At 47.6% G+C, this 26,905-nt stretch carries 20 protein-coding genes; 11 read left to right on the forward strand and 9 right to left on the reverse strand.

Features of this window, described 5'->3' with window-relative positions; all coding sequences use genetic code 11:
- The first annotated feature begins 29 nt into the window (after nucleotides 1–29).
- A complete protein-coding gene (locus J2X75_RS19750; protein ID WP_310339342.1) occupies nucleotides 30–590 on the forward strand; it encodes a hypothetical protein in 561 nt (186 codons plus the stop codon).
- A gap of 95 nt (nucleotides 591–685) precedes the next feature.
- Here the strand turns inward: J2X75_RS19750 and J2X75_RS19755 are convergent, their stop codons facing one another.
- Nucleotides 686–2,668, reverse strand: coding sequence for an LTA synthase family protein (locus J2X75_RS19755; protein WP_310339344.1), 1,983 nt, complete (start codon nucleotides 2,666–2,668; stop codon nucleotides 686–688).
- Nucleotides 2,669–2,838: 170 nt separating this feature from the next.
- Nucleotides 2,839–3,336, reverse strand: a complete 498-nt coding sequence (locus J2X75_RS19760; RefSeq protein WP_310339346.1) for an antibiotic biosynthesis monooxygenase family protein — start codon at nucleotides 3,334–3,336, stop codon at nucleotides 2,839–2,841.
- A gap of 136 nt (nucleotides 3,337–3,472) precedes the next feature.
- Here J2X75_RS19760 and J2X75_RS19765 point away from each other — a divergent pair, with 136 nt between their 5' ends.
- The 3 genes from J2X75_RS19765 (at nucleotide 3,473) to J2X75_RS19775 (ending at nucleotide 8,643) form a co-directional block, all read left to right on the forward strand.
- A complete protein-coding gene (locus J2X75_RS19765) occupies nucleotides 3,473–5,785 on the forward strand; it encodes an ATP-dependent DNA helicase (RefSeq protein WP_307541491.1) in 2,313 nt (770 codons plus the stop codon).
- Between the two features lie 203 nt (nucleotides 5,786–5,988).
- Nucleotides 5,989–7,470 (forward strand): alpha-amylase, encoded by a 1,482-nt coding sequence (locus tag J2X75_RS19770; protein ID WP_310339349.1) that lies wholly within the window; start codon nucleotides 5,989–5,991, stop codon nucleotides 7,468–7,470.
- A 540-nt stretch (nucleotides 7,471–8,010) separates the two neighbouring features.
- Complete coding sequence (locus J2X75_RS19775) at nucleotides 8,011–8,643, forward strand: hypothetical protein (protein WP_310339353.1); 633 nt, start codon at nucleotides 8,011–8,013, stop codon at nucleotides 8,641–8,643.
- A 73-nt stretch (nucleotides 8,644–8,716) separates the two neighbouring features.
- Here J2X75_RS19775 and J2X75_RS19780 read toward each other — a convergent pair whose 3' ends face one another.
- The gene (locus J2X75_RS19780) at nucleotides 8,717–9,460 is read right to left on the reverse strand and encodes an MBL fold metallo-hydrolase (RefSeq protein WP_310339356.1); all 744 of its coding nucleotides are present in this window, start codon (nucleotides 9,458–9,460) and stop codon (nucleotides 8,717–8,719) included.
- A 203-nt stretch (nucleotides 9,461–9,663) separates the two neighbouring features.
- On the opposite strand from J2X75_RS19780, the gene uxaC reads away from it, so the two are divergent.
- The 4 genes from uxaC (at nucleotide 9,664) to J2X75_RS19800 (ending at nucleotide 15,647) form a co-directional block, all read left to right on the forward strand.
- Complete coding sequence (gene uxaC / locus J2X75_RS19785) at nucleotides 9,664–11,106, forward strand: glucuronate isomerase (protein WP_310339358.1); 1,443 nt, start codon at nucleotides 9,664–9,666, stop codon at nucleotides 11,104–11,106.
- A gap of 400 nt (nucleotides 11,107–11,506) precedes the next feature.
- Entirely contained in the window at nucleotides 11,507–12,049 is a 543-nt protein-coding gene (locus tag J2X75_RS19790) for a MarR family winged helix-turn-helix transcriptional regulator (protein WP_074092645.1), read from the forward strand.
- Entirely contained in the window at nucleotides 12,046–13,773 is a 1,728-nt protein-coding gene (locus tag J2X75_RS19795; protein WP_210109301.1) for an ABC transporter ATP-binding protein, read from the forward strand. The genes J2X75_RS19790 and J2X75_RS19795 overlap by 4 nt, the downstream gene beginning before the upstream one ends.
- Nucleotides 13,770–15,647: an ABC transporter ATP-binding protein gene (locus J2X75_RS19800; protein ID WP_310339365.1), complete on the forward strand. Its 1,878-nt coding sequence runs from the start codon at nucleotides 13,770–13,772 to the stop codon at nucleotides 15,645–15,647. The genes J2X75_RS19795 and J2X75_RS19800 overlap by 4 nt, the downstream gene beginning before the upstream one ends.
- 103 nt (nucleotides 15,648–15,750) lie before the next feature.
- Here the strand turns inward: J2X75_RS19800 and J2X75_RS19805 are convergent, their stop codons facing one another.
- Nucleotides 15,751–16,344 carry a hypothetical protein gene (locus J2X75_RS19805; RefSeq protein WP_091012679.1) on the reverse strand — a complete coding sequence of 198 codons (594 nt, stop codon included), beginning with the start codon at nucleotides 16,342–16,344 and terminating at the stop codon, nucleotides 15,751–15,753.
- A gap of 316 nt (nucleotides 16,345–16,660) precedes the next feature.
- Between J2X75_RS19805 and J2X75_RS19810 the strand changes: the two genes are divergently transcribed.
- Nucleotides 16,661–17,557 carry a diacylglycerol/lipid kinase family protein gene (locus J2X75_RS19810; RefSeq protein WP_310339368.1) on the forward strand — a complete coding sequence of 299 codons (897 nt, stop codon included), beginning with the start codon at nucleotides 16,661–16,663 and terminating at the stop codon, nucleotides 17,555–17,557.
- 39 nt (nucleotides 17,558–17,596) lie between these two features.
- Here the strand turns inward: J2X75_RS19810 and J2X75_RS19815 are convergent, their stop codons facing one another.
- Both J2X75_RS19815 and J2X75_RS19820 read right to left on the reverse strand, forming a co-directional pair.
- Entirely contained in the window at nucleotides 17,597–18,187 is a 591-nt protein-coding gene (locus J2X75_RS19815) for a GNAT family N-acetyltransferase (RefSeq protein ID WP_310339370.1), read from the reverse strand.
- Nucleotides 18,188–18,277: 90 nt separating this feature from the next.
- Nucleotides 18,278–18,904, reverse strand: coding sequence for a TetR/AcrR family transcriptional regulator (locus tag J2X75_RS19820; RefSeq protein ID WP_310339372.1), 627 nt, complete (start codon nucleotides 18,902–18,904; stop codon nucleotides 18,278–18,280).
- A gap of 177 nt (nucleotides 18,905–19,081) precedes the next feature.
- Between J2X75_RS19820 and J2X75_RS19825 the strand changes: the two genes are divergently transcribed.
- Together J2X75_RS19825 and J2X75_RS19830 are read left to right on the forward strand one after the other, a co-directional pair.
- On the forward strand, nucleotides 19,082–21,313 hold the full coding sequence (locus tag J2X75_RS19825; protein ID WP_310339374.1) for an MMPL family transporter: 2,232 nt from the start codon (nucleotides 19,082–19,084) through the stop codon (nucleotides 21,311–21,313).
- Nucleotides 21,314–21,583: 270 nt separating this feature from the next.
- Nucleotides 21,584–22,537 (forward strand): nucleoside hydrolase, encoded by a 954-nt coding sequence (locus tag J2X75_RS19830; protein ID WP_310339376.1) that lies wholly within the window; start codon nucleotides 21,584–21,586, stop codon nucleotides 22,535–22,537.
- A 241-nt stretch (nucleotides 22,538–22,778) separates the two neighbouring features.
- On the opposite strand, the gene J2X75_RS19835 is transcribed toward J2X75_RS19830, so the two are convergent.
- The 3 genes from J2X75_RS19835 to J2X75_RS19845 all read right to left on the reverse strand — a co-directional run bounded on the left by J2X75_RS19835 (nucleotide 22,779) and on the right by J2X75_RS19845 (nucleotide 26,735).
- Nucleotides 22,779–24,497, reverse strand: a complete 1,719-nt coding sequence (locus tag J2X75_RS19835) for a methyl-accepting chemotaxis protein (protein ID WP_310339378.1) — start codon at nucleotides 24,495–24,497, stop codon at nucleotides 22,779–22,781.
- 255 nt (nucleotides 24,498–24,752) lie between these two features.
- Nucleotides 24,753–25,499: a DUF3105 domain-containing protein gene (locus tag J2X75_RS19840; RefSeq protein WP_310339380.1), complete on the reverse strand. Its 747-nt coding sequence runs from the start codon at nucleotides 25,497–25,499 to the stop codon at nucleotides 24,753–24,755.
- Between the two features lie 318 nt (nucleotides 25,500–25,817).
- Nucleotides 25,818–26,735 carry a zinc ribbon domain-containing protein gene (locus J2X75_RS19845; protein ID WP_310339382.1) on the reverse strand — a complete coding sequence of 306 codons (918 nt, stop codon included), beginning with the start codon at nucleotides 26,733–26,735 and terminating at the stop codon, nucleotides 25,818–25,820.
- Nucleotides 26,736–26,905 lie beyond the last annotated feature (170 nt).

Below are 26,905 nucleotides of genomic sequence, written 5' to 3' on the forward strand. Positions count from 1 at the left end.
TATTCACTTTTTATTAAGGAGGGGATTAGATGAGAAAAAGCAGAATCTTATTGATATGGATGCTCGCTTTATTTTTAACAGCCTGCAGTTCGAGTGACGATGCTTCACTACCAGATGTACAGGAGAGGGAACGCGAGGATGCCATAAATACCGAACAAATGCGGAAGGAAAATGAACTGCTGAAGGAGCGGGTAGGGAACAACCAGAAGAGAAAAGATGAAAAAGACGTAACAGAGCAAGAAGAAATAGAAAGTTTAAGAGAAACGCTGAACATAACGTTTAAACTGATGGCGGCGATGCAATCCAATAACTATACATATCTTGAATCGGTGTCTTCTCCGAATATAGAAATATCGCAGCAGAACAATATCATTATTTCGAAACTGGAACAGGGGGATTACGAAGTACCTTTTCTGCAAAACGTTAGCCTGAATAATTTGGAGTACCGTGGATTTAATCCTCTGGGTTCAGATCGTGTCATTTTACATATGGCTATAGTATGGTCTGATGGAAACAGTGCATTGGATTTCTATTTTATTCGTTCCGAGAAAGGAAATTGGCTCTTTGATGGTCTGCTCACGAATGGATAGGCCACTAGTCTGGTTCCGTAATATAAATAGCGACCGTTCTCTCTATGATAAAGAGGAAGGTCGCCGCATGGATGAGTTCTAGTGAAAAGATTTAATTATTGTGTAGTCTTTCGGTCCGGTAGCTGGCTCAAATAACTGTTGGACAAGTGTGCAAGATCCAATGCTCGATCATATTGTTCCTTCGTTATAAACTGTGAAGAAGACAGCCCACTGTTATTGGGTGTGGCTATAGTTGGAGATTCCTCTTCTTCCGAAATCTGCGGTGTCTCGTCTGACGGAACACCTGTCCGTTGTTGCCCAGCATCCTGTCTTCCCGCATCAGCTAGGGAATAATGCGTTCCGTCCCCGTATCCTTTCGCCGGAATGAAGAGAGAAGCATCGTTTAGCACCGAACCGGAAGGAAGGTAATAGCGTTCGGGTAAGAGATTTCCACCTTCGTGTAACAAATCCTGTCCGAAGTGTAATTGGTCCTTCAGCGATACTCCGGTGAGTCCCGCAATCGTTGGCAGAATATCCACCTGGCCTCCGATCTGTTCCAGTTGTACACCCGGGGTAACGCCCGGGGCCGAGATAATGAGTGGGATATTAATCATATCTGCTGATGTGTATTCCCGACCATACAACTCTTTCATAAGGACTTTGTCATCCCGATCCAGTGAGTAGATGGGAAGCCCCAGGTGATCCCCGTACAAGACGAACAAGCTATTTTCCCATAATCCCCGTTCTTTCAATCCAGCAATCAACTGTCCAACTGCCTCATCCGCATAATGCTGTGATATCAGATAATTACCGGGCAACGTATCCTTGTAACGTTCTGGCAGCGTCAGCTTTACCTTTTTTTTAGGCAAAGTGTACGGGTGGTGGGCTGACATGGAAATGATATGGGCATAGATGGGATTGCCCGAAGACTGCATGGATTCCAGCTTATCCAGTGTTTTGGAATACAGTACTTCATCCGAGGCCGAAAAGGCGATAGAGTCCTGTGTGCCGAAATAATCAATATCATAATACTGGTCGAATCCTAGTGCCTTGTATAACTGATCCCGATTCCAGAAACGAACATCATTTGTATGGAATGTGGCTGTCTGATATCCGTTTGCTGACATCAACTTGGGTAGACTCGGCAGAGCTTTATCCGCATATACAGTTGTTGCTGCCCCGTTCGGTGGGGTGTAGAACGATGTGTTCACAACAAATTCTGCATCCGATGTATTTCCCTGTCCCACTTGCTGATAGAAATTCGGAAAATACAGGCTCTTTCTAGCCAATTGATTCAGGTTGGGCGTGATCTCCTGTCCATCTACCTCTAATCCAATCAGAAAGTTCTGAAACGATTCCAACTGGAGCATAATCACATTGCGTCCGCTCGCGGCACCCTTCTCCAAAATTGCAGGAAGTTCGGTCGTTTGCTTCAGTTGGTCGATGTCAGTCTGATCAATCTGAGCAATGGGCACAGGTTTATCAGGTCGATCCAGGATGGTATACGCCTCGTAACCGAGGATGCCCATCTGTTCTGCTTGTGTAAGCTCACTCATGCTGGCCCGATTGGGATAGATGTTAAGCATGCACAGGATCAGGGACAGGGTAAGAATGACCGAAGCAACCCGTCTTCTGGCACGTCGTTCAAGTGGAATACGGTTTGGGCGTTCTGTACTCCCGAGCTTGATCCGACGACGAGTGAGTATCCCCCCAATGATCAGAACGTCTGCAAAAATAAACAAATAATAGGGGTCAAGTAAAGAGAACATACTGCTCTTGACCGAGGTCACCTGATTCACCTGTGCCAGCGCGTGATAGTTAACGATTACGCCATAGTATTTGTAGTACATGATGGCTGCAAAGAAAATCCCTGAAAGCAGCAGATCCACGGCAAGGTACATCCACATCCGTCGCTTGGCAGCAAACCACTCAATTAGACAGAAGCCGATCCAGATGAGTGGCAATTCGGTCAGCAGTGGTTTCCAGACAGGGATGTCATCGAAGATAACAATCCAGGCAAGTGAGCTTTTGATCATCATAATAATGGTAAAGAATATAAAAGGTCCGCTTAGAAATCGGGTGAGTGAACTGCGTGACAAGGTACCGCCTTCCCTTCCGAAGTTTCATTTAACAAGTATTATCCTATCTCAGCATGGCTGTGTCAAAAATGAGAGCCTTCTATAATTGACGGCAAAAAACCTCTTCCATGCAGGAAGAGGTTTGAAAAAACATGGGCTACTGCGATAAAAGCCAGGCGTGACCCAATCCGTTATTCTATAGTGTACGTTGTGACGTAAGAAGGTCTGGGGAACATGGTGGGTTTCTGTGCAGTCAGCCCTTCGCTTGTACTGCGGTTACGGTGAGCGTGACTATAAGCTTGGGATTCCTGCCAGCCTTTGAAATGTTCCTCCGACTGCCAGAGTGTAAGTACCACATATGTGTCATCCTTCAGAGGACGAAGCACACGAATACCGACAAAGCCAGGCTCGTCTTCTACCTTGCGGGCACGGTTCTTAAACCGTTCTTCAAAATCGTTACGACCATCCTCTGTGACAGGGATATTATTCAAAACAGCAAAACCTCCGCCAGTCCAGGAGCCTGCGGCATCAAAAGCTTCATATGCGGCTATTTTATCATCAGACTCGATATTCATCAGGCGTTCTGCAGATTCAATAGCCAGACGCACGTGCTCTTCGCTTCGCAAAGTCAGATGCGGGTATGCAGCAAGTGCATCCGGAATCGGAGAAGGAACCAAATAGATATACATAGAAGCTGCCTCCTTATTTAACTTATATACCTCAACATAGCATATGGGATTGTGCGAGTCCAATCAGCGAGTCAACTGGTTTGAGTACGTCTTTTCATGATAAAGTATAATCACTACAAACAGAACGGGTGATCGTATGACAACAACAATTCGGATATCGGTTAGACCTTTGGTGGAGTATGTGTACCGGAGTGGCAGCATACGTCCAGGGTTCCGGACCAATGCCTCGATGCAAGAGGGGACTCGAATTCACCAGCGGGTACAGAAGGAGTACACGGAAGAGGATTTAAAAGAGATTGTGCTCGAAGCTGAGATTCAACATGGGGATCTGACCTATGTGGTGGAGGGGCGATGTGACGGGCTAATTCGTCTGGACGGTCAGTTGACAGTGGATGAGATTAAATCAACTGCGGGCAATCTGGATGATCTGGGAGAAGGACTTCCCGTGCACTGGGCGCAGGCCATGATGTATGCCTATATGTACGCCGTTCAGCAAGATGAACCACGTATGCAAGTGCAGTTGACGTATGTGCATTCGGTAACCCATGAAGAAAGACGGTTTCGCCGAATGGCAGAACGGCAGGAACTGGAGCAGTTTGCGGCAGAAGTGATTGCCGGTTATGCGCCATATGCAGAGATGATCGCTGCATATGAAGAAGAGCGAGATATCAGTGTGAAAGAGCTGCCGTTTCCTTTTCGCAAATACCGGGAGGGACAGCGGAAGCTGGCAGGTGCCGTATACAAAACGATCCGCGAGGGTCAGGGATTGATGGCCAAAGCACCAACAGGCATTGGTAAAACGATGTCCGTACTGTTCCCCACGGTCAAAGCGATTGGCGAAGGCGAAGCGAGCCGATTGTTCTATCTGACCGCGAGGACGACGACACGGGTGGCGGCAGAAGAAGCTTTTGCCCGGATGCAATCGGAAGGATTGAAGATGCATGTGATCAGTCTGACCGCGAAGGACAAGATTTGTTTTAAGGAAGAGGAAGCTTGTGATACGGGGCAGTGCGGCATGTGTGAAGGATATTATGACCGTATTAACGGGGCCGTGCTGGACATGCTGGAACATGAGACGTTGATGACACGTCCGGTCATCGAGCAGTATGCGCGCAAACATCGGGTGTGTCCGTTTGAGTTTTCATTGGATGCGGCGTATGCAGCTGATGCGGTGATCTGCGATTATAACTATATTTTCGATCCGAGGATCTCTCTGAAAAGAATGTTGGAGGAGCAGAAACGCAAGACGGTGCTACTGGTGGACGAGGCTCACAATTTGGTCGATCGTGGCCGAATGATGTTTTCCGCTGAGCTGGAGAAGGCAGTATTTCTGGATGTGAAAAGAGAGTTCCAGTCGCTGGACAGCAGTGTGCCTGCTGCCAAAGCCATTGTTGACTACACCGGGGCCATTGATAAGTATCTGATTACCCTTCGGAAAAACGGTGGAGAAGAAGGAAAGATCATCCAGCAGGAAGCACCGGAGGAACTGATTGAACGACTGGAACCTTTTGTCATGGTTGCTGAGCAATGCCTTGTTGAAGGTGGTTCGGGGAATGCCGAGACGGATCAACTGCTGTTGGATGCCTACTTCACGGCACAGAATTTCCTGCGCATTGCCAAGCTGTATGATGAACGTTTTATTACGTATGCAGAGTGTGTTCGAAGTGAAGTGAGAGTGAAGTTATTTTGTCTCGATCCTTCGGTACTGCTTCGTCAGACGGCCAAAGGATTCCGCTCCCTCATTCATTTTTCGGCTACCTTGTCACCTCTTCGCTATTATCGGGATATGCTGGGTGCAGAGGAAGAGGATTATACATTGCAGATTCCATCTCCATTTCAGCGCGAACAATTGGATGTGAGACTCCTGCCCTTATCCGTGCGTTATAAGGATCGGGAGCAATCCCGGCGACCCATTGCGGAGATGCTGCAACAGCTGGTAAGTGAGTGGCCGCGCAGTAATTTAATGGTCTTCTTCCCTTCCTACCCTTATATGCGCGAGATATATGAGACCTACGCACAGCTTCCAAGTGAAGCGGATACGGTCATACAAAAGCAAGGCATGAACGAACTGGAACGGGAGCAGTTTCTGGATGGTTTCCAACCCAATCCTGAACGAACACGATTGGTATTTGCCGTAATGGGTGGCGTATTCTCGGAGGGTGTCGATCTGCCGGGAGACCGTTTGAATGGCGTCGTTGTGGTAGGTGCGGGGCTGCCGCAGATTGGTTTGGAGAACAACGTATTACGTGATTACTATGATCGGACAGGACGCAACGGATTCAATTACGCCTATATTTTCCCGGGTATGAACAAGGTGCTGCAGGCGGGTGGACGGCTGATTCGGACGGAGGAAGACAGGGGTGTGCTGGTGCTGGTCGACGATCGTTTTATCCAAGAACCGTATCGTTCCCTGTTGCCCGAGGAGTGGCGGGACTATAAACGAATTTGAATATGATGCATCTCCACAGCAATTTCAATGGAATCAGGCAAATGCTGAACCAAGAAGTTTAACATTTTTCTCAGATTTCTTTCCTTTATATGATTGAAGGGTAGGGTGAAAGGGTTATAACTTGGTTAGCAACGAACGAACAACGGCGATTACCCTATCCGTTCCGCGGTCCGCTTCGAAAGCAATCAAGGAGGTCGGTTATAATGAAGAGAAATCATACCATGATGCAGTTTTTTGAATGGCACCTGGCTGCAGACGGAGATCATTGGAAGCGACTGGCTGAAATGGCCCCGGAACTGAAAGCCAAAGGCATTGACTCGGTATGGGTACCACCCGTAACCAAGGCAGTGTCAGCAGAAGATACAGGTTATGGGGTATATGATCTGTACGATCTGGGCGAATTTGATCAAAAGGGTACCGTACGGACCAAATATGGCACCAAGCAGGAACTGGTGGAGGCCATTGCTGAGTGTCAGAAGAACGGCATTGCCGTCTATGTGGATCTGGTTATGAATCACAAGGCCGGAGCAGATGAGACGGAAGTGTTCAAAGTGATCGAGGTTGATCCCAATGATCGAACGAAGGAAATTTCCGAGCCGTTCGAAATTGAGGGATGGACCAAATTCACATTTCCGGGTCGCGGAGATCAATACTCCTCCTTTAAGTGGAGCTCTGAACATTTCAACGGTACAGACTTTGACGCCAAGGGAGAACGAACAGGTGTTTTTCGCATCGCAGGAGAGAATAAAAAATGGAATGAGAATGTCGATGATGAGTTTGGCAACTATGACTATCTGATGTTCGCCAATATAGATTATAACCACCCGGATGTTCGGCGCGAGATGATTGATTGGGGAAAATGGCTAATCGATACCCTCCAGTGTGGTGGGTTCCGGCTGGATGCGATTAAGCATATCAACCACGAATTCATCAAGGAGTTCGCAGCAGAGATGATCCGCAAACGCGGTCAGGATTTCTACATCGTAGGTGAGTTCTGGAATTCGAACCTGGATGCATGTCGTGAATTCCTTGATACGGTAGACTATCAGATCGACCTGTTTGATGTGTCTCTTCACTACAAGTTGCATGAGGCTTCGCTTGCAGGCAGAGACTTTGATCTCTCCAAAATTTTTGATGATACCTTGGTGCAGACACATCCTACCCATGCGGTAACTTTTGTAGATAACCATGACTCCCAACCTCATGAAGCGTTGGAATCATGGATTGGTGATTGGTTTAAGCCGAGCGCTTATGCGTTGACGTTATTACGTCGCGATGGTTATCCGGTTGTATTTTACGGGGATTATTATGGCATTGGTGGACCTGAACCTGTGGATGGCAAAAAAGAAATTCTGGACATTCTGCTGTCTGCCCGTTGCAACAAGGCGTATGGAGAGCAGGAAGATTACTTCGATTACGCAAATACGATTGGCTGGGTACGTCGTGGCGTAGAGGAAATCGAAGGTTCCGGATGTGCAGTGGTCATCTCCAACGGAGATGACGGTGAGAAGAGAATGTTCATCGGCGAGCATCGTGCTGGTGAAGTCTGGGTGGATCTGACGAAGAGCTGTGAGGATCAGATTACCATTGAGAAAGACGGCTGGGCCACCTTCCATGTGTGCGGTGGGGGCGTGTCGGTATGGGCCCTTCCCGAACAGAATGAGTACTGTGCTGACGCTGAGTAACGGCATGTGCCAGGCAGGATAAGAAAAGGTACACCGATTGATATGAAAACAGTATATAGATTGATCGTTAAACCATCTGAACAGGAGAGCGAGTATACCTGTGTCCAGGTGGTTTTTTGCATTTTTCTAGGTACAACTAAAACTCCGTCCTAACGAACCGAGGGCACCTTATTTGCACTGAATTAGCGTTATTGGAATTCTAACGAATCTCAGTAACCTTATTACTCTCAAAAACGATTGAAATAGCGCCAATTGGAGCAACATCACCAGATTAACGTGTTTGAGATTCGTTCGAATACTGGTAACTCGGATTTCAGCCGAATAAGGCCTCTCAGATTCGTTAGCTTAACGTGGGTTAAGTGTGGCCGCCATAGGCAAACGAATCACTGCTATAAGTTATACATGAAATGAGAAAGAAACAGTTCGGTTCCACATCTTAATATATGGTACAATAATCCAAATATGGAGTGTTAGGAAATAAAATGAGAGAACGTAATAAGCGATATTTTTTACAGAGGATTGGAGAAGAGGAGGGATGACATGAGTCCCAAAAGAGAGATGAACCGTTTCTTCCCGTTAGTCATGTATCTATTTGTAATAGCCGTGTGTATGGGGGCTTGCAGTTTAGGACCAAACCAGGGGCCAACGGGCGAACCGAAACGGACCGATGAGTATACGTTGAATTCGGAGCGAAGAGATTTAAATAAGCGGGTTACGAAGAGACCTGAATCCTTCCAGAAGGATACGCCTGATGATTATACTTTGACTGCAACGGTGGATGTGAGTCATGAATCCGGAGTGGATCGGATTTCTTATGAGATTTTGGTGAATGAGGCTCGGGTGCCCATGGTTAATATCATTCAGTCCTTCACCCTCGATCCCAACATGATAAATCGAATAGATGCCGGAGAGTTATTTCATTCCAATGTGAGCAATACACACGAGATTAGTTTAGAGTCTGACAAGGAACCGCTTGGATTGAGTTTGAGCAGAAGTTATGTCTTGAAGCCAAAGGCGGAGATCGACAGCAATATCCTCCAGCGTTATGCAGATATGTATATCAAAATTTCCTATGGCCCAAATGATCAGCGAACGGAAGATTATTTTGTCATCCAAGCCCACCCGTCTCTGAGAACGATTGAGTATATGAAATCATGGGAGAAAGAAAAATAGAAAAAAGCAGCGCATACCGGTTCCGTATGAGGAATTTCAGTAGACGCTGCCTGTTTATTGGACCTCCGTTTACCTACTCCAACTCAAATGATTCCAACGTACCAACCATCCGTAGATCATGCGCGCGGTTGAACTGTTCCCGTTTGTCCGCATCCGCGAACTCGTCATGATAATGCATCAGTACGGTTTTCTGTCTCACTTCCGCGGGTAACTGCTCCAGATCCTTCAATGAGGTATGGGATTTGATCACCAGATCATGCATATGACATTCATGGAAAATCAGCTGCACATCAGCGGCAACTTGCTCCACCCGTGCCTGGTCCAGTGTACTGTCTGCACTGTAATAGAAGTAAGGCTTGGCGAGAAGCCCATTGCTGATCATACCGGGAACATGTTGGGTCCGAAACGTCTCAAACGTCACGCCGCCCAGTTCAAATGTGCCTCCATCTGGCAGAGGAACGACATCGTAGTAATCGCTCATGGTACGTTCACCATCCGTTGTGTAGCGCATGCCGGGGGATAGAATGTTCCAGAGCGGATCTACCAATTGTTCGTGGATGAACAGACGGGGTTTGCGGTCGCCTACGATCTGTGCGTAATAACCCAGCATCTGTACACCATTAATATGATCTTCATGCAAATGGGTAATGAACACATTGTGGATATCGGTCATGGCGAATCCATATTCCTTGAGTGCTTTAGCATTTGATTCTGGGAAATCAATGACCAGATGCGTGTCTCCGAATTCAGCCAGCATACTATTGTGGTGCTGCTCCACGCTGAACATATCTCCTGTGCCCAGAAAAGTAATTTTCAATTCATTTCATCTCCTTGTGTAATCTTCAGATCAGCATCCTTGCGTTAAATCCAGTATACCTTGTTCCCGAATATATGCCTAAATCAACCTTTTTTGATAACGCTATCATTTTATATTGAACTTTGATGATAAACAGTGTAGCGTAAAGATGGGAAGTGAACCCATATGAACGTAAACTCACCTAAAGGGAGCGTGCGAGGCGAATGAAATCTTTTCTGGATGAACAATTTTTGCTGCACAATGAAACGGCGATCAAGTTATATGAGGATTATGCCAAAGACATGCCGATTATTGATTATCATTGCCACCTCAGTCCTCAGGAGATCTACGAGAACAAAACCTTTGGCAATCTTACAGAGGCTTGGTTATACGGTGATCACTATAAGTGGCGGCTCATGCGCGCAAACGGAATTGAAGAGAAATATGTGACCGGCGGCGAGGGAGTGACCGATTACGATCGTTTCCTGGCTTACGCCAAAACGGTCCCTATGATGATTGGTAATCCGCTGTACGCCTGGTCTCATCTAGAGTTACAGCGATATTTCGGCGTTTACGAAGTATTGAATGAGACAAGCGCACCAACCATCTGGGAAAAAGTAAATGCCAAACTGAACAGTGACGGATTCGGTGCACGTGATCTAATTACCAAATCTAATGTCACTGTTGTGTGCACAACCGATGATCCAACGGATTCTCTGGAGTATCATCTGAAGATTCAGGAGATCGAAGGTTTTGATACCGCCGTATTACCTTCTTTCCGCCCGGATAAAGGCTTGGAATTGAACCGGGATACCTTCGTGGAATGGGTGGGCAAGCTGTCGCAGGCATCTGGCACTGCCATTTCAGATTATGAATCCTTCCTTACTGCGCTGGAGTCCCGTGTGGAATTTTTCCATTCCGTCGGTGGCAGAGTCTCTGACCATGCGCTCGATTATGTTCCTTACGGCGTGGCTACACGCGAAGATGCGGGTGCCATCTTTGCCAAGGCACTTGCGGGTCAGAAGGTAACTCGTGAGGAAGAGGACAAGTACAAGACAGTGACGCTGACGTTCCTTGGCAAACTGTATGCAGAGCGAGGCTGGGTGATGCAGTTCCACATTAATGCAGCCCGTAACAACAATACACGGATGTTTGCCAAGCTTGGGCCGGATACCGGTTACGATGCCGTGAATGATACACCGCTGTCGTCAGCGATGATTGGATTACTTGATGCGTTGGATGAGCAGCAAGCACTGCCCAAAACGATTCTGTATTCTCTGAATCCAAGGGACAACGAAGTGCTCGCGGCGATCATCGGCAGCTTCCAGGGCGGGGGCATTCCGGGCAAAATCCAGCTTGGTGCAGCCTGGTGGTTCAATGATACGAAGGACGGCATGCTTGCTCAGATGAAAGCCCTTGCGAATGTTGGTCTGCTCAGCCGATTTGTCGGCATGCTGACCGATTCACGCAGCTTCCTGTCCTACACCCGGCATGAGTATTTCCGTCGTCTCGTCTGCAACCTCATTGGTGAATGGGCCGAACAAGGGGAGGCACCGCAGGATCTGGAGCTGCTTGGTCAGATCGTACAGGGCATCGCCTACAACAATGCAAAAGAATATTTCCCGTTTGCCTCAGTGCTTAAAACAGTCTCTGCTTCACAGTCCTGATGAATAACAAGCGTATCTAATCATGCACGTTATGCAATAGGAGATTCTCTAGTTTCTAATTTTCAATCGTAATAAAAGTGCTCCCATTTCTTACTCCCGGGTCATCATCCACCGGAGTAAGGAATGGGAGCTTCTTTGTAAGTTGAATTCATGGAATTGCACATAATAAGTATAGCGGGCTCCAATGAATGCCAAATGACAAAACCCATAATCAAGCGCGTGTATGCTCTTGATTATGGGTTTATATTGGTTATTTTTAGATGTTTGACATTCATTTCTTACGATAATATACTTAGTACACCTAATTAATTGTGCATCTATTTAATTGTACTGCTATTTAATAGATGTCCTATGATGTTGGATGTCTATGGATTGATAAAGAAAGAAGGAGGGACCCATTATGACTGGTATAGATCCGGTCGCTCAGAAGCTTTTGTACTCCATTATGCAGTTTAATAAAGGCAAATGGAGGCAACATAAACCTCATGGGCGCAATCACAATGAAATTATGGTGCTGGGTTGTTTGCTCCACGGGATGCATCCGGGAGAACAATTGAACTGGCAGGACAATCCGCCTGATTTCAATGACACGATCGAATCCAATCATCCCGGGATGAAAGTCTCGGAAATCAGCGCATTGCTACGAGTGAAGTCACCGACCATTACACCTGTTATTCGTGGCCTTGAAGATGAGGGGCTGGTCAAACGGACGATGGACCCGGAGGATCGCCGTGCTGTCCGCATCACGATTACTGAAGCAGGTCGTGAAATTATTCGGGCTGCTCACCAAGAGCGTATGGAAATATTCAATAAGTTAGTTGAGCATTTGGGTGAGCAAGACAGTACTCAGCTGGCTGAGTTGTTGACAAAGGTATACACCTTTTTTGATACATTAACTTCCTTGCAAAAGGATGATTCGACAAGAGGAGATGATACGCCATGATGAAACTGTTTAGCATGCTGAAGCCATACCGAATTCCGATTATTTTCATTCTGGTTTTGGTACTGTTTCAGTCGCTTGCTGAATTGTACCTGCCTACGTTAATGGCAGATATTGTGAATGACGGCATCATTAAAGGGGATATCCCGTATATCTGGCAGATTGGTGGATGGATGTTGGTCATCGCGATTGGCGGAACAGCGTGTTCGGTGATCGCCAGTTATCTCTCATCTCGAACAGCGGGTGGATTTGCCAAACAACTGCGGAGCAGAGTATTTCGCCATGTGGAGAACTTCTCTCTCCAGGAGTTCGATAAGATGGGTACTGCTTCACTGATTACGCGTACGACGAATGACATCACACAGGTACAGAATGTACTTACAATGATGCTGCGAATGATGATTATGGCTCCGCTCATGTGTATCGGGGGTATCTTCATGGCGGTATCTCAGGACGCCAAATTGTCTACGATTTTCCTGGTCGTGCTTCCGGTACTGGGTGGAGCTATTGCGCTGATTGGTGCCAAGGGTTTACCTTTGTTCAAAACCATTCAGAAAAAGCTGGACCGTCTCAACCTGGTACTGCGTGAGCAGTTAACAGGGATTCGGGTTGTTCGTTCATTCAACCGTGGGGAGCATGAGAAAGTGCGCTTTAACGGGGCCAACACAGAACTGAGAGATTCATCGATCAAAGTTAATGTGCTCATGGCAACCATCATGCCTGTGATGATGCTGGTTATGAACTTTTCGATGATTGCCATCCTTTATTTTGGTGGAATGCGGATCGACAGCGGCAATATGAATATCGGTGCATTGATTGCCTTCATCCAATATGCAATGCAAATCATGTTCTCACTGATTATGGTTTCGATGATCTTTGTCATGATTCCAAGAGCTTCAGCATCGGCAGAACGGATCAATGAAGTGCTTGATATGCAGCCGGATCTTAGCAATCCCGAGCAGCCTCGTGGTATGAAATCCATGCAGGGTATGATTGAGTTTGATAATGTAACTTTCCGTTATCCGGGTGCAGAGAATCCAGCTTTGTCCGATATCTCCTTCACAGCTCGCTCAGGTGAGACAACAGCCATCATTGGCGGTACGGGTTCTGGGAAATCGACATTGCTCAGTCTTATTCCACGATTCTATGATGTGACCGAGGGCAGTGTTCGGGTAAATGGTACGGATGTGCGTGAGCTTCGGCAGGAAGATTTACGTGCCAAAATTGGCTTTGTACCACAAAAAGCAGTTCTCTTCACGGGTACGATTACGGAGAATATTCGTCACGGGAAAGACGATGCCACAATGGATGAAATTGTGCATGCGGCACGTACGGCTCAGGCTGAGAACTTCATTACCGAGATGAAAGAGGGATATGACAGTCTTATCGCGCAAGGCGGTAACAACGTATCTGGTGGACAAAAGCAACGTCTGTCCATCGCTCGCGCACTTGTTCGCCGTCCGGAAGTCTATATCTTTGATGACAGTTTCTCTGCTCTCGATTTCAAAACGGATGCTAAACTTCGTGCTGCGCTGAAGTCCGAAACGACAGAAGCGGCTGTGCTAATTGTTGCGCAACGCGTAAGTACAGTAATGGATGCCGATCGCATTTTGGTTATGGATGAGGGCCGAATTGTCGGTTCAGGAACACATAAAGAGCTGCTGGAGCACAATGAAGTGTATCGCGAGATTGTATCCTCCCAGCTGACAGAGGAGGAGATCGCATGAGTGAACGTACAGAACGCAAGTCGCCTCGTCCCCATGGTGGGCCGGGTCCAGGTCCCGGAATGGGCATGCGACCTCCCGCTGAGAAAGCAAAAGATTTCAAAGGCACACTGCGTCGCTTGATTCGTTATCTCCAGCCCCATAGTTCTCGTCTGCTAGGTGTGCTGGTTGCAGCCATTTTGAGTACCGTATTCAGCATCATCAGTCCAAAAATTATGGCCGAAGGAACGGATATTCTCAGTAAAGGCGCCATTGCTATCCTTCAGGGTGTGCAGGGAGCCGGGATTGATTTTCCTGCATTGATGAAAGTACTATACCTGCTTGGCGGGCTCTATCTGTTCAGTGCTGCATTCATGTATGTTCAGCAATACCTGATGGCCGGTGTGGCCCAACGTGTTGTGTATGACATGCGTGAGCAGATCAGTGCGAAGGTTGGACGCCTTCCTTTGAAATATTTCGACTCCCGCACAACTGGTGAGACACTTAGCCGTGCCACGAATGACGTGGACAATATCAGTAATACACTTCAGCAAAGTTTGGCACAGTTCATTACGTCCATCGTAACGATTGTCGGCGTAATTATCATGATGCTGACGATTAGTCCATGGATGACGCTGATCACAATTTTGACGCTGCCACTTAGTGTGGTTGTTGTCATGCTGGTCGCTTCCCGTTCGCAAAAACACTTTGCGGGTCAACAGAAATCCCTTGGGGAACTGAATGGTCATGTCGAAGAGATGTATACGGGCCACAAGGTCGTCAAAGCATTTGGACGTGAAGAACAATCCGTACAGCAATTTGAGAAGGTCAATGAAGAACTGTATGAATCGGGCTGGAAAGCCCAGTTTATCTCCGGTATTATTATGCCGCTCATGAGTTTTGTTGGTAACCTGGGTTATGTGCTGATCTGTGTGGTTGGTGGGATTTTCGTTACACGCGGATCGATCTCTATCGGGGATATTCTGGCCTTCACACAGTACTCCCGTCAATTCACACAACCGATTAACCAGATTGCAAATATCTCCAATATCATTCAATCAACGATTGCTTCGGCAGAACGGGTATTCGAGTTGCTGGATGAAGAGGAAGAAGTTCCGGAGTCCAAACAACCCGTGCAACTACAGCAGCCTAAAGGTGCGGTTACATTCCAAGGTGTTAATTTTGGATATAAAGAAAATGAACTGCTCATTCATAACATGAATATTGATGTAAAACCGGGACAGACGGTAGCCATTGTTGGACCAACGGGAGCCGGTAAAACAACTCTGATCAACCTGTTAATGCGTTTCTACGAAATTCAGGATGGTCGGATTACGATTGACGGTGCCGACATTAAGGACATGGAGCGGGGTAAGCTGCGCAGTCTGTTCGGCATGGTGCTTCAGGATACCTGGTTGTTCAACGGAACGATTCGGGACAACATCGCCTATGGTCGAGAAGGTTCTACGGAAGAGGATGTAATCAAGGCAGCCGTTGCGGCACATGCGGATCACTTTATCCGTACACTGCCTGATGGTTATGATACGGTGCTGAATGAAGAGGCGTCGAACATCTCCCAAGGGCAGAAACAGTTGCTGACCATTGCTAGAGCGATTCTGGCGAACCCGGCCATCCTAATTCTGGATGAAGCGACGAGTAGCGTGGATACACGGACCGAAGTGTTTATCCAGAAAGCAATGAATGATCTGATGAAGGATCGCACAAGCTTTGTGATTGCACACCGTTTGTCTACCATTCGCGGCGCTGATCTGATCCTGGTTATGGATCATGGTAACGTGATTGAACAGGGCAATCATGATGAATTGATGGCGAGTCAAGGTTTCTACGCGGATCTGTACAATAGTCAGTTTGCGGAGCAACAACCGCAGGCGATCTGATTACAGATGTAACTAACAAGAATAGCCGAGAGCATCCCTAGGGGTGCTCCCGGCTATTTGTCGTATATCCAGAGGATTGACATTAGGATATGGATTGTTTTATTTATTGATCCTTAGACTCCTTCGCAGGTTCATCAGTGTCGTTGCTAGAGACCGACTTCACTTCTACCTTCACGTCGTCGCTGTTAGCTTCCTCCAGCGCAGACGGAGCCGGCTCACCCGGAATTAATTCGCGCTGCTCAATCATGCGTTTGACGACCTCATAACAGTCATCCACATGTTTGTTACCCACATAGCGCATGGCTGTGAAGCTGAGTGCAGCAGCCAATCCCTGTCCTGCAAAGGGGACAAATTTGGCGACTGATTTGGTGGCTACGCGTACGCCGACTCTTTTCAGAACCTGCACCACCAATTCCTTGGTGATCATACGACCGATGACTTTGCTTCCGATGGACATGACGAATCCATAGATCATGGATTTGGTCTCGGGGTCCATGCCGTCCAGCTGTTTTTGTGATAATCCGAATTTATTGTTAATGGCAGGCAGCAACTGCATCAGCATCCCCACATCAGCCAGTACGTCTGTACCGGGCAGCGGAACGAGTGTTGTACCGGCGGAAGCGGTAGCTCTTTTGCGAACCATGGTACGGCATTCCTTGCGAACTTGCTCCAATTGTTCCAACGTTGCCGGAATCATAGGGAATCCCTCCATTCGTATATGGTATAGATATAACCGTTTTGACTCGATTTGAATGGGTTCTCACCAGCAAAATTTGCAGCCTTATGACATTAAGGTGCGGAGAAACCCTCATTCTCATGCATAAATCTGGTTAAAAAAGGAATTGGATTATGGATAAACGGGCCATCTAGCTATTACGAATTGAATGAGGATTAGGATGCATACCTGATTGGGAAACCTATTCGGAATCATGATGAGTGCTTAGCGAAGGGCTTGTTTACGACTTCAACCTTTGTGGGTAAAGGGTAACAAGCATTGGAATGGAGGAAGAGGGATGGAATTTAACAAAGCGTTGTTAATTCATCATCATCATTCGGGCAAGGCCAATCGTGAGAATACAGTGGGCCTTGTGGCTGGTGTGCTGGCTCCCGCTGTCCATGAACTCGTCATTGTGCGTACGGATGAAGCTGGTGAAGGAGAGAAGCTGTGTCGTGAGCGCGGTGAACAATTCGATGTGGTGTTTATTCTGGGTGGGGATGGCACGGTGCATGAATGCGTGAATGGACTGGCTGATCTGCAACATCCTCCGTTGATTGGTATATTGCCTGGAGGCACGTGTAATGACTTTGCGCGTTCGCTCGGGATTTCACCGGATGCAGAGACTGCGGCACAAGAAATGCTAGCAGGTCGAGTGGCATCCATTAATGTTGGACGAGCTAATGATCGGGTGTTCACGAACTTTTTCGGTATTGGCTTGATCAGTGATGCATCGCAGAATATTAACGAGAATCTGAAAGGCGCGCTGGGTAAGCTCAGTTACTTCATCAGCACCTTACAGACAATTAGTCATACAGAGCCGTTTCGATACCAACTGGAGGCGGATGGGAAAGAGATGGAAGGCGAAGCGGTGATGATCTACGCAGCCAATGGCCGTTTTCTGGGAACGAATGCCCTGCCCTTTGCACCGGATGCGTTGCAGGATGGCGAACTGGACGTGCTCATTATTCATGAGACAGGCATTCCGCTGCTGCGAGAGGTTCTGTCGCACAAGCCGGAGGGAGATTGGCAACCTCAGAGTGAGAGCATTTCATACTTCAAGGCATCTACGCTAAAAGTGAAGACAGATGCGCCGATGTCAGCTGACACGGACGGAGAATTGTATATGAAGACACCCGCCGAGCTTTCGGTGCTGACGGGTCATCTGAAGTTTCTAACCGGGGAGGGTTATTAAATCCCCGGTTTTTTGGTTTGATTTTGGCTGATCGAAAACTTAAACATTCCCTACCTGATCTTTCATATGACGTTGCCTAAACTCATCCTCCAGCATGCTCATCTGTATGGCATCATGGTATTGATGATTGTAGAACAAGACATCCCGCTTCACACCCTCGCGCTGGAATCCGAGTTTCTCATACGTGCGAATGGCTCGCTCGTTGAAGGCGTACACCTCAAGCTCGATTCGATGCAAGTTACAGATGCCGAAGCCGTAGTCCAGCATAAGCAGTAACGCCTCGGTACCGTAACCTTTTCCTTGATGCTCCGCCCGATCGATGGCAACCCGAATATGTGCACTGCGATTCTTGGCATGGATGTCCATCAGGACGACATCTCCGATGATCTGGTCATTTTCCTGTAAAGCAATAAGTAGCATGAGTCTGGTGTCATCTTGTGCAGCGCTCTCAACATAACGTTCAACCTGAGCGCGTGTGAAACTGTTCTGTGTTCCTGTCAGCCTGCGCATCTCGGCGTCAAACAGACCGGGGAAGTAAGCATCCACATCTGTAATCTCGAAAGGACGGAGATATATGCGCGACGTTTCTAGCAGACGGGGGATGCGTGGGGATGGTTTTGAATGTGACATAAGTTGTTCCTCCTAAAATGTGATGGAATAAGGGGTCAACATTCCGGACATCATCTTGTGCTGCTCATAGACAAACGTATAGAAGGGTCTTTAGTTCCGCCTAACCGCTCCATCCAGAAACAGGGCCACAAGTTCCCGTGCAAGTTCCTCAATGCTGCCGCCATTCATGTTGCGCACATCTTCGCGGTTCGCGAGCATGAGCAGTGACGTAAATGCATGGGCAAGCAGCATGGGACTGGCAACACGCAAATAACCATTGTCCATCTCCTGCTTGAAGTGGGTCGCAAGCACTTCGAAGATCTGAACCTCAGCTTCTCGAATCTGGCTGAGTTGCTCCGTATTCAGATGTTTCTCGGCTTCTCGCATCATGCTCTCCGTCTCAATATGGGAGTGCTGCATCTTCGCTTGCGCAACCTTGATCAGCCGCTCTTGTAATGTGCCAGGTTCATCCAGGCGGAGTGAAGTCTGCTGCATGCTCATCGTCATTATGCGGGTAATGGCAACGGTGAACAGATCGGCTTTGCTGGTGAAGTGATAATAGATTGATGCTTTGGTTACATTGCATAATGAAGCAATCTGTTGGAGGGAGACGGGTTCATACCCATATTCCATAAACAGACGTGAAGCTGTCATCAATATGTTGGTTTGGACAGATGCTTGATCGACGCCCGTTTTTGGTCTGCCCGGTGACCGGGGAATGTTTGTTTTTTTGTTCATAATCACTGACCTCTTTACGTATTTAATCGCTAGTTTAGGAAGTTCACAAATTAGGCATTGCAAAATTAACCTTCCGGTATATATAATTAACTCGATTATACTATGACCCGTGGTTCATTACTACACTATCATATATATTAGGGCTTCATAGAAACAGAATAGGGAGATGAAGAGACAATGCAGGAAGGTTCGGGTTACGGCCGCTGGGTTGCCGGCAAACGAAGCAAATGGATTACGCTGTTGGTATGGATCATTATCGCCGTTGTGCTTGGCATGGTATGGCCTGCTGTAGGTGATCGTGAAACCAATAACGCACAGGATCTGAGTGAATCCAAACCATCGGTTCAGGCAGCAGCACTTGCCGAGAAGGAATTCCCTGGCGGTGAAGGATTGCCCGCGCTGATCGTATGGCGTCAAGCCGGCGGTCTGACGGATGAGCAGATTCAGAACATTCAGGCATTAACGGAGCGACTGGATCAAGATCCGGTAGAACAACAGCAGTCCGTTGTGCCACTCTATCAATTACCACCACAGGCATTGAAAGGCCAGCTTTCGGAAGACGGAAGTACCTTGGTTATGCCACTTTTCTTCAATGAAGGTGCCGATTCGGAACAATTGAAGGCAGCTATTGAAGCACTTGAGCAAAAAACACAAGACATCTTCGGGGCAAACCCGTTCGATGTAGCCATAGATGATACCAATACACTGATTGCCCGTGTAACAGGGCCAGTAGGAATATCCATTGATGCGAGCGGGCTATTCTCCTCCGCCGATGTATCCTTGCTGATCGCTACGGTTGTACTGGTATTAGTACTGTTGTTGTTGATCTACCGCTCGCCAGTACTGGCGATTATCCCGATTATTGCGGTTGGATTCGCGTATATGGTGACAAGCCCCATTCTCGGATTCATGGCAGATCAAGGTTGGATCACGGTGGATGCACAGTCGATCTCGATCATGACCGTGTTGTTATTTGGAGCAGGAACGGATTACTGTCTGTTCATGATCTCCAGATACCGCCAGATTCTCTATCATGAGCCGGACAAAAAGAAAGCCATCTTCCAGGCAATTACCGGATCATCTGGCGCCATTGCCATGAGTGGGTTCACGGTCGTTGCAGCACTACTGGTGCTGTTGCTGGCTGAATACGGTGCATATCATCGCTTTGCCGTACCATTCAGTCTGTCCATCTTTATTATGTTTATTGCAAGTCTGACGCTGGTTCCAGCGCTCTTGGCGATCTTCGGTCGGGGTTCATTCTATCCATTCGTACCACGTACACATGAGATGGAAGTGGAACGTGCGAAGAAAAAAGGCAAACCGGCTCCTGCCCCGCGCAAAGCGAAGGAAAGCTGGATTGGCCGTGTTGTAGTAACAAAGCCATGGACCGTTCTTGCAATTACGTTGGTATTGCTGGGAGGACTGGCGGCATTCTCTACTCAGGTTAAATTCACGTATGATCTGTTGTCTTCCTTCCCGGAGGATGTGCCTTCCCGCGAAGGTTTCACCGTCATCGGCGAACAATTCTCCCAAGGTGAGCTGGCTCCAGTCAAAGTGATCGTTGATGCCGAAGGCAAAGAAACTGATCTGAAGCAGCGTCTCGAATCGCTGGATTACATTAGCAAAGTAGGCGATGCTCAGCAGGGTGCCGAGAATGCCAACATTACCGCCTTTGATGTGGAATTCAATCTGAATCCATATTCCATGGAGGCAATGCAGCATATTCCGGATCTGCGGGCTACTGCGGAAAAGGCGCTTCAAGATGCTGGAGTAAGCAATGTAGACAGTCAGGTCTGGATCGATGGTCAGACGGCTGAACAGTATGACATTGAAGTGACCGGAGAACGGGATGCCAAGATCATTATTCCAGTGGTCATCGGCATGATTACATTGTTATTACTATTATACCTGCGTTCAGTTGTAGCTACAGCGTATCTGATTGCAACGGTTGTTCTGTCGTATTTCTCTGCACTGGGTCTGGGTTGGATCATCATTCACTACGGACTTGGCGCAGATGCCATTCAGGGAGCGATTCCGCTGTATTCCTTCGTATTCCTCGTGGCACTGGGTGAAGACTACAACATCTTCATGATCTCTAGCATCTGGCAGAAACGCAAAACGATGCCACTTCGTCAAGCGATCAGAGAAGGTGTTGGCGAGACAAGCTCTGTTATTACATCTGCAGGTCTGATCTTGGCAGGAACGTTTGCGGTACTTGCTACATTACCAATTCAGGTGTTGGTGCAGTTTGGTATTATCACAGCTGTTGGTGTGATGTTGGATACCTTCCTGGTTCGTCCGTTCATGGTACCGGCGATCACCGCATTGCTGGGCAAATGGGCCTTCTGGCCAGGCAAGTATGTTCCGATTGCAGAGAAGAATGAGGAGAAACAAAACCAGTCTATGTAATGCATGGATTGGGGGGAATGGACGGCGGGGCTTCAAGCCAGCTGTCCATTTTTTTATTTTCTGAACGATAAATGACCTCTACCAGTTGTCCTCCTGAGATGGAATGGTGGAACTGTAAAATATCCGCAGGATGAGGCGTGATCCTTGTTTTCTTTGCATGGGGAAGGTTTACGTAGCCAAGGGTTATGGGACATAATAGAGAGAGCGTCGGCCTTGGGCAGACGGATGATCAACATCAATGGGACAACCAGGGGAAGGATGAAAGCAAGCATGACGAACCAACTTAATGTGTATTTTAACCATGACGGCGGCGTGGATGACCTCGTATCGCTGTTCATGCTTCTGCAAATGGACAATGTACATGTAACCGGCGTATCGGTTATTCCGGCAGACGGATATCTGGAGCCAGCAACAGATGCCAGCCGCAAAATTATCGATCGTTTCGGTACATATTCCGTAGAGGTATCCAAATCCAACTCCAGAGGGAAAAATCCATTTCCTGCGGCGTGGAGACTGCATTCCTTCGATGTAGATGCACTTCCTGTACTGAACGAGTCCGGCAAAATGGAAGCACCACTTTCTGCAGTTCCTGCACACCAGCATCTAATCGAGAAAGTGCGCAATACCGAAGGCAAAACGTTGCTCCTGTTCACAGGCCCACTGACTGACCTTGCGCGTGCACTGGACGAAGCACCAGACATTGAAGAGAAAATCGACAAGCTGGTATGGATGGGTGGTACATTCGAGCGTGGTAACGTAGAAGAGCCTGAGCATGACGGTACAGCAGAGTGGAACGTATTCTGGGACCCGGAAGCGGCTTACCGTGTATGGCAAAGTGGTATCCAGATCGATCTGGTTGCACTGGAAAGCACGAACAAAGTACCTCTGACTCCAGCCGTTCGTAACCGCTGGGCAGCAGAGCGTCGCTTCGAAGGCGTTGATTTCCTGGGTAACTGTTACGCAGGTTGTCCGCCACTGGTGTACAGTGAGACAAATTCCACATACTATCTGTGGGATGTGCTGACAACGGCTTCCGTTGGACGCGAGGATATCGTGAAGAAGAAAACCGTAAACTGTATTGTTATCCCCGATGGTCCTAGCCAGGGCCGCACGGTGGAGCAAGCAGACGGACGTCCAGTACAACTGGTGTATGATACCGATCCGGAAGCGTTCTTTACGTACATGACGGATTTGGGTAAAAAAGCTGCTCCGCAGCGCTACTAATTCAGGCAGCCTCAGGGCTTGCCAACATTAAAGGTACAACAAAAATAAAGCCGCAGGCAGTGGTCTGGGTATGGGGTTGAACCCCATAATCCTGTCCCTGCCGTGCGGCTTTTTTGGTTGTGGGCTGATCTATATAGATTGATAACAGCGATCGGAAGGTTGTTCTGTCATCGAAGTGGCAAGTGTGAATATTCTTTAGTCCAACTATATAGCCGATCTATATAGCAATCTAAGCTGCCCGCTATATTTTAAATCGACCAATCAATCCGTTCAACTCACTGGACAATACCCGCAGAGATTCAGCGGATGCACTCATCTCATCCATGGATTGCAGTTGGCTTCCGGTAGCATGAGACACCTTCTGTATGCTCGAAGAGGATTCGCGTGAGATATGTTCCATATCCTCCACAGAAGCGGATACTTCTTCTGCACTGGCAGACAGCTGCTCGGATGCTGCGGATACTTCGTGCAGACGTTCATTCATCGTCTCAATCCCGGTATGAATGGATGTGAATGAACGGCCTGCCTCCTGAACAACAGCGAGACCGGATTGGACTGCTGATGTGCTGGCAGACATATGTTCTGACAACAGGGCAGTCTGGCGTGTCATCTCGGCGATCAGTTCGGTTACATGCTGGGACGATTGCTCTGATTCCCCCGCAAGCTTGCGAACCTCTGAGGCAACCACCGCAAACCCGCTGCCATACTCTCCTGCCCGAGCCGCTTCAATACTTGCATTAAGTGCGAGCAGATTGGTCTGTGAAGCGATGCCTTTCATCAGATGTGCCACCGACTCAATTTTACCTGAGTACTGCTCCAGCTGAGAGGTGGAGGCCACCATCTGCACATTCGCTTGATGAATTTTGTCCATACTGTCCATTGCCGTGTTGATGTTGGCTTGACCTTGCACCGCGTTATTGGTCGTTTTCTGTGATACATCCGCGACCATAGAAGAACAATTCGCAATGTGCTGCATGCTGCGGGTGATCTCTTCCATGGCTACCGTAACTTCGCCAGCACGAGCCACCTGTTCGGCAGCTCCACTGGCCGTATGATTCGTATGCTCGGCAATACGCTGACTGGCTTCGGCAGTCGCCTGTGAATGTTTCGATACACCTTCTGCAGCCTGTAGCAGAGAATCGGAGCTTTGACGGATGCCCGTCATGACATCACGGGTACCTGTAACCAGATGTTTGAACTCGGAAGCGAGCTGTCCCACCTCGTCCTTGCGACTAAGTTCAACGTTGACGGTCAGGTCGCCTTTTCCTACCTGGGTAATTAACTTCTTCAACTTCACCAATGGTCGGGTCAAGTAATGGGCGAATCCATACACCAACAAGACACTCAGCAGAACAATAGCCAAGGCTGTCCAGATCATGGTCATACGGTTGCGGGACATCAGTTCATAGACCGCAGTGGAGTCCATATCCGCACCGACCAATCCTATTACTTTCCCGTCATCTCCATGGATCGGCACATACGCAGTAATGGTAGCGCCATATTCATCCTGTGTGAGTTCACCCCGAATAGGCTCATTCTGTTCAAAAGCTTGCAGCATTCCTTCATAATGGGTCTCTTCTGCGGAACCGTAAGGGGAGAAGTCATCCTCTGCCACATCCGCAGCAGCCCCATCTACAACGTAGAAATATGTATTGGTTCCATTTTCTTCGCGTGTACCAAGGGTGTACAGATACTTGAGTCCATTGGCCTCGCGCAGCTGACTAAGCTGCTCACGCAATGTGCCGTAATACGCTGTCTCGTCCTGTCCGGTACTGAGTGGTGCATACAGAGAGGTGTCAATTAGTGCAGCTGCCCGTTCAGCTACAGCCTGTGCCTGCATCCCCATGGATTGCTCGACCAGTTGAGCCGATGAACGATACATGGTAATGCCAAGAACCGCACCCGCGGCCAGCATCAGACAGGAAAAAAATAAAAAGATCCGCATAAACAAACTGTTCATTGGTAAAAGTGTTCCCCCTTGATCTGTTGAATCAATCGTCTCTTTGTCTCTTTACTTTGGTTCGTATGTATTGTATATCAAATGTACCGTTTTCTACTTGAAATATCGGCATCCCGGCGATAAAGAATTAGCCCCCGAGTCAATTTTGATCCGGGAGCTAATTACGTTTCAATCCTATATTGACCATGCCCATCATTGGAAGAAACCTCACTGTTACTCCTTAGAGGGGCTTCATATGACTGAGTGATTACGTCATTACATTGTTCCGCCGCCCTGGCGAACAGAGGCAGGAATCTTTTCAGGTCCCTGATTAATATATTTATTGATAAAAGTACCCACCTTGGCATCGTCGAATTGGTCGAGTTTCATCGTTTTGGTCCATGCGGTCACCACAACTTCACTGCCTTCGGGAATATCCTTGTTGGGTACAGCCAGAATACCTGCTCCGGCTTCGCGGAATTTGGCTAGGTATTTCAGATGTTCCTTCAAATCCTCGCTTGCGTTCTCCCGATAATAGATGATGATATCCCCGTGCTCCAGATTGTGTACCAGGTAATTATATCCCGGGAAGTCGGTGTAAAATCCAAACTTGATATCATGCGGATTATGCGGCCCCGATGTTGGAATTGTCATCTCATACTGTATGGGGTCCTCTGTATGGTCAGCCCCATAATATTTATCGTCAGTCACGTCGATTGTCGCGTTGGATTCCAGATCGGCTACATTATATGTTTTACCTGCTCCTTGCATGAAGAACAGGCCAAACGTAATAATCGACACAGCCATCATTACATGTGCAGCCAGCCGAAGGGATCGACTTTTTTTGTGGATGTCCGCCCGCTCTTTCTTTTTCATGTGGCCCAGGATTTTGCCCTGTGTGCGTGATGCCCAGATATAGGCGGCGATGGAGAACAGCAACACGATTACACCTACGATGAGCCACAGGTAGGATGTACCTGCATCGTGCTCCATTTGCATATGATCCATATGAGTCATGTCCATAGAGAGTTCCTCTGCTTTCTTTGTAAAATGAGTGAACATAACACTACATGATGTAGTGTTAATGGCAAAGATGAATCCTCTTATTACGTAACGGGAGTTGCTGGATTGGTTTGTTACGTCAATAAGAACATACCTGTTGCACTACACATTATAGTGTATGATACATGCACAGTGCAATGCTGCCTTGGAAAACAAAAAAAGGCGCTCCCCACGTGAGCAGGGAGCGCCTAGTACAAATCTAATGGGATAACAGCGATCGGAAGGTTGTTCTGTCATCGAAGTAACAAGTGTAAATAGCTTTATTCCAACGGATATAGTTTACAGACGGCCAAACGGCGAAAGCATCATGCCAATCAGTCCAATAATAACCTCACCCAACAAACGATACAGAATAAAGAATACGACCACATTGGCGATGAGTACACTGTACATACTGTCGAGGGCTGCTTTGGTACGATTCAATGGATATTGGAATAGCACCGAGTTCAGAGCGACAAATATGATGATATACGAGACCACAAGCAAGGCGATCGCGATGGAATACGAGATGATAATAAACAGATTCGCCAGAACAAGGGATACGACAGCAGGAACAAGCAATGTACCGAACTGGGCAACCAGTGTTTTGGGACGGAAGGTTATTTTTTCAATTTTCAGAATAGCGTACATCAGTGCAATAGAGGCTATCAGGATAATGACGGTGAACAATAGCGGCCGGATAAATCCACCAATGAACAAGCCATCCATGCCTATGCGACTAAAGGTAATTAAGAAGTATGTAGAAGATAGGACTGCAATCAGCGCCATTGTTAGCCATCCGTTTAGTGAATGCTGGTCGCCAACGGTTTTCATCGTCTGATAAGGACGGGCTAATACACTGAGGAAATAGGATAGATACTGTTTGCTTACTTCTTTGGCTTGCTGAACTTTCTCATTCTGCACGATATTATTCCACTGATTGGAGCTATTGTCTCCTGCAGAAGCATGGTCATTGGTACCTGTTGATTCTCTCGCCTGTTCCTTGTGGATGGAGACGGATGGTGTGTTGGATGGAACGGATGCCTGGGAAGAGGAAGCCTGCGTGCTGGACCAGCGAGTATATTCGGGTTCTGAAGCAGCAGCAGATTCCGGGTTCTTTACAAGAGAGGGTGAAGGGGTAGTTTGGGTTAGATTAGATCCGCACCTCTCGCAAAACTGGGCATCTCCATTTTCATGATTACATACTGGACATTTCATGGTATAAGTCTCCAATTTCTAGAAAATAAAAACATGTAAACATTGTGTCTCATTTTAACGGTTGATGACGAAGTTTGTCTATGTTTTGCAGGAATTAATACCCCTGCAGAGAGAAAGTTGAAACGAAGACTTGAATGCTGTGTATTAAAACGTAGTTTACAACTAACAAT

Origin of the sequence: Paenibacillus sp. 2003, from assembly GCF_031455635.1 — a bacterium.
GTDB classification, from domain to species: Bacteria; Bacillota; Bacilli; order Paenibacillales; family Paenibacillaceae; genus Paenibacillus; species Paenibacillus amylolyticus_B.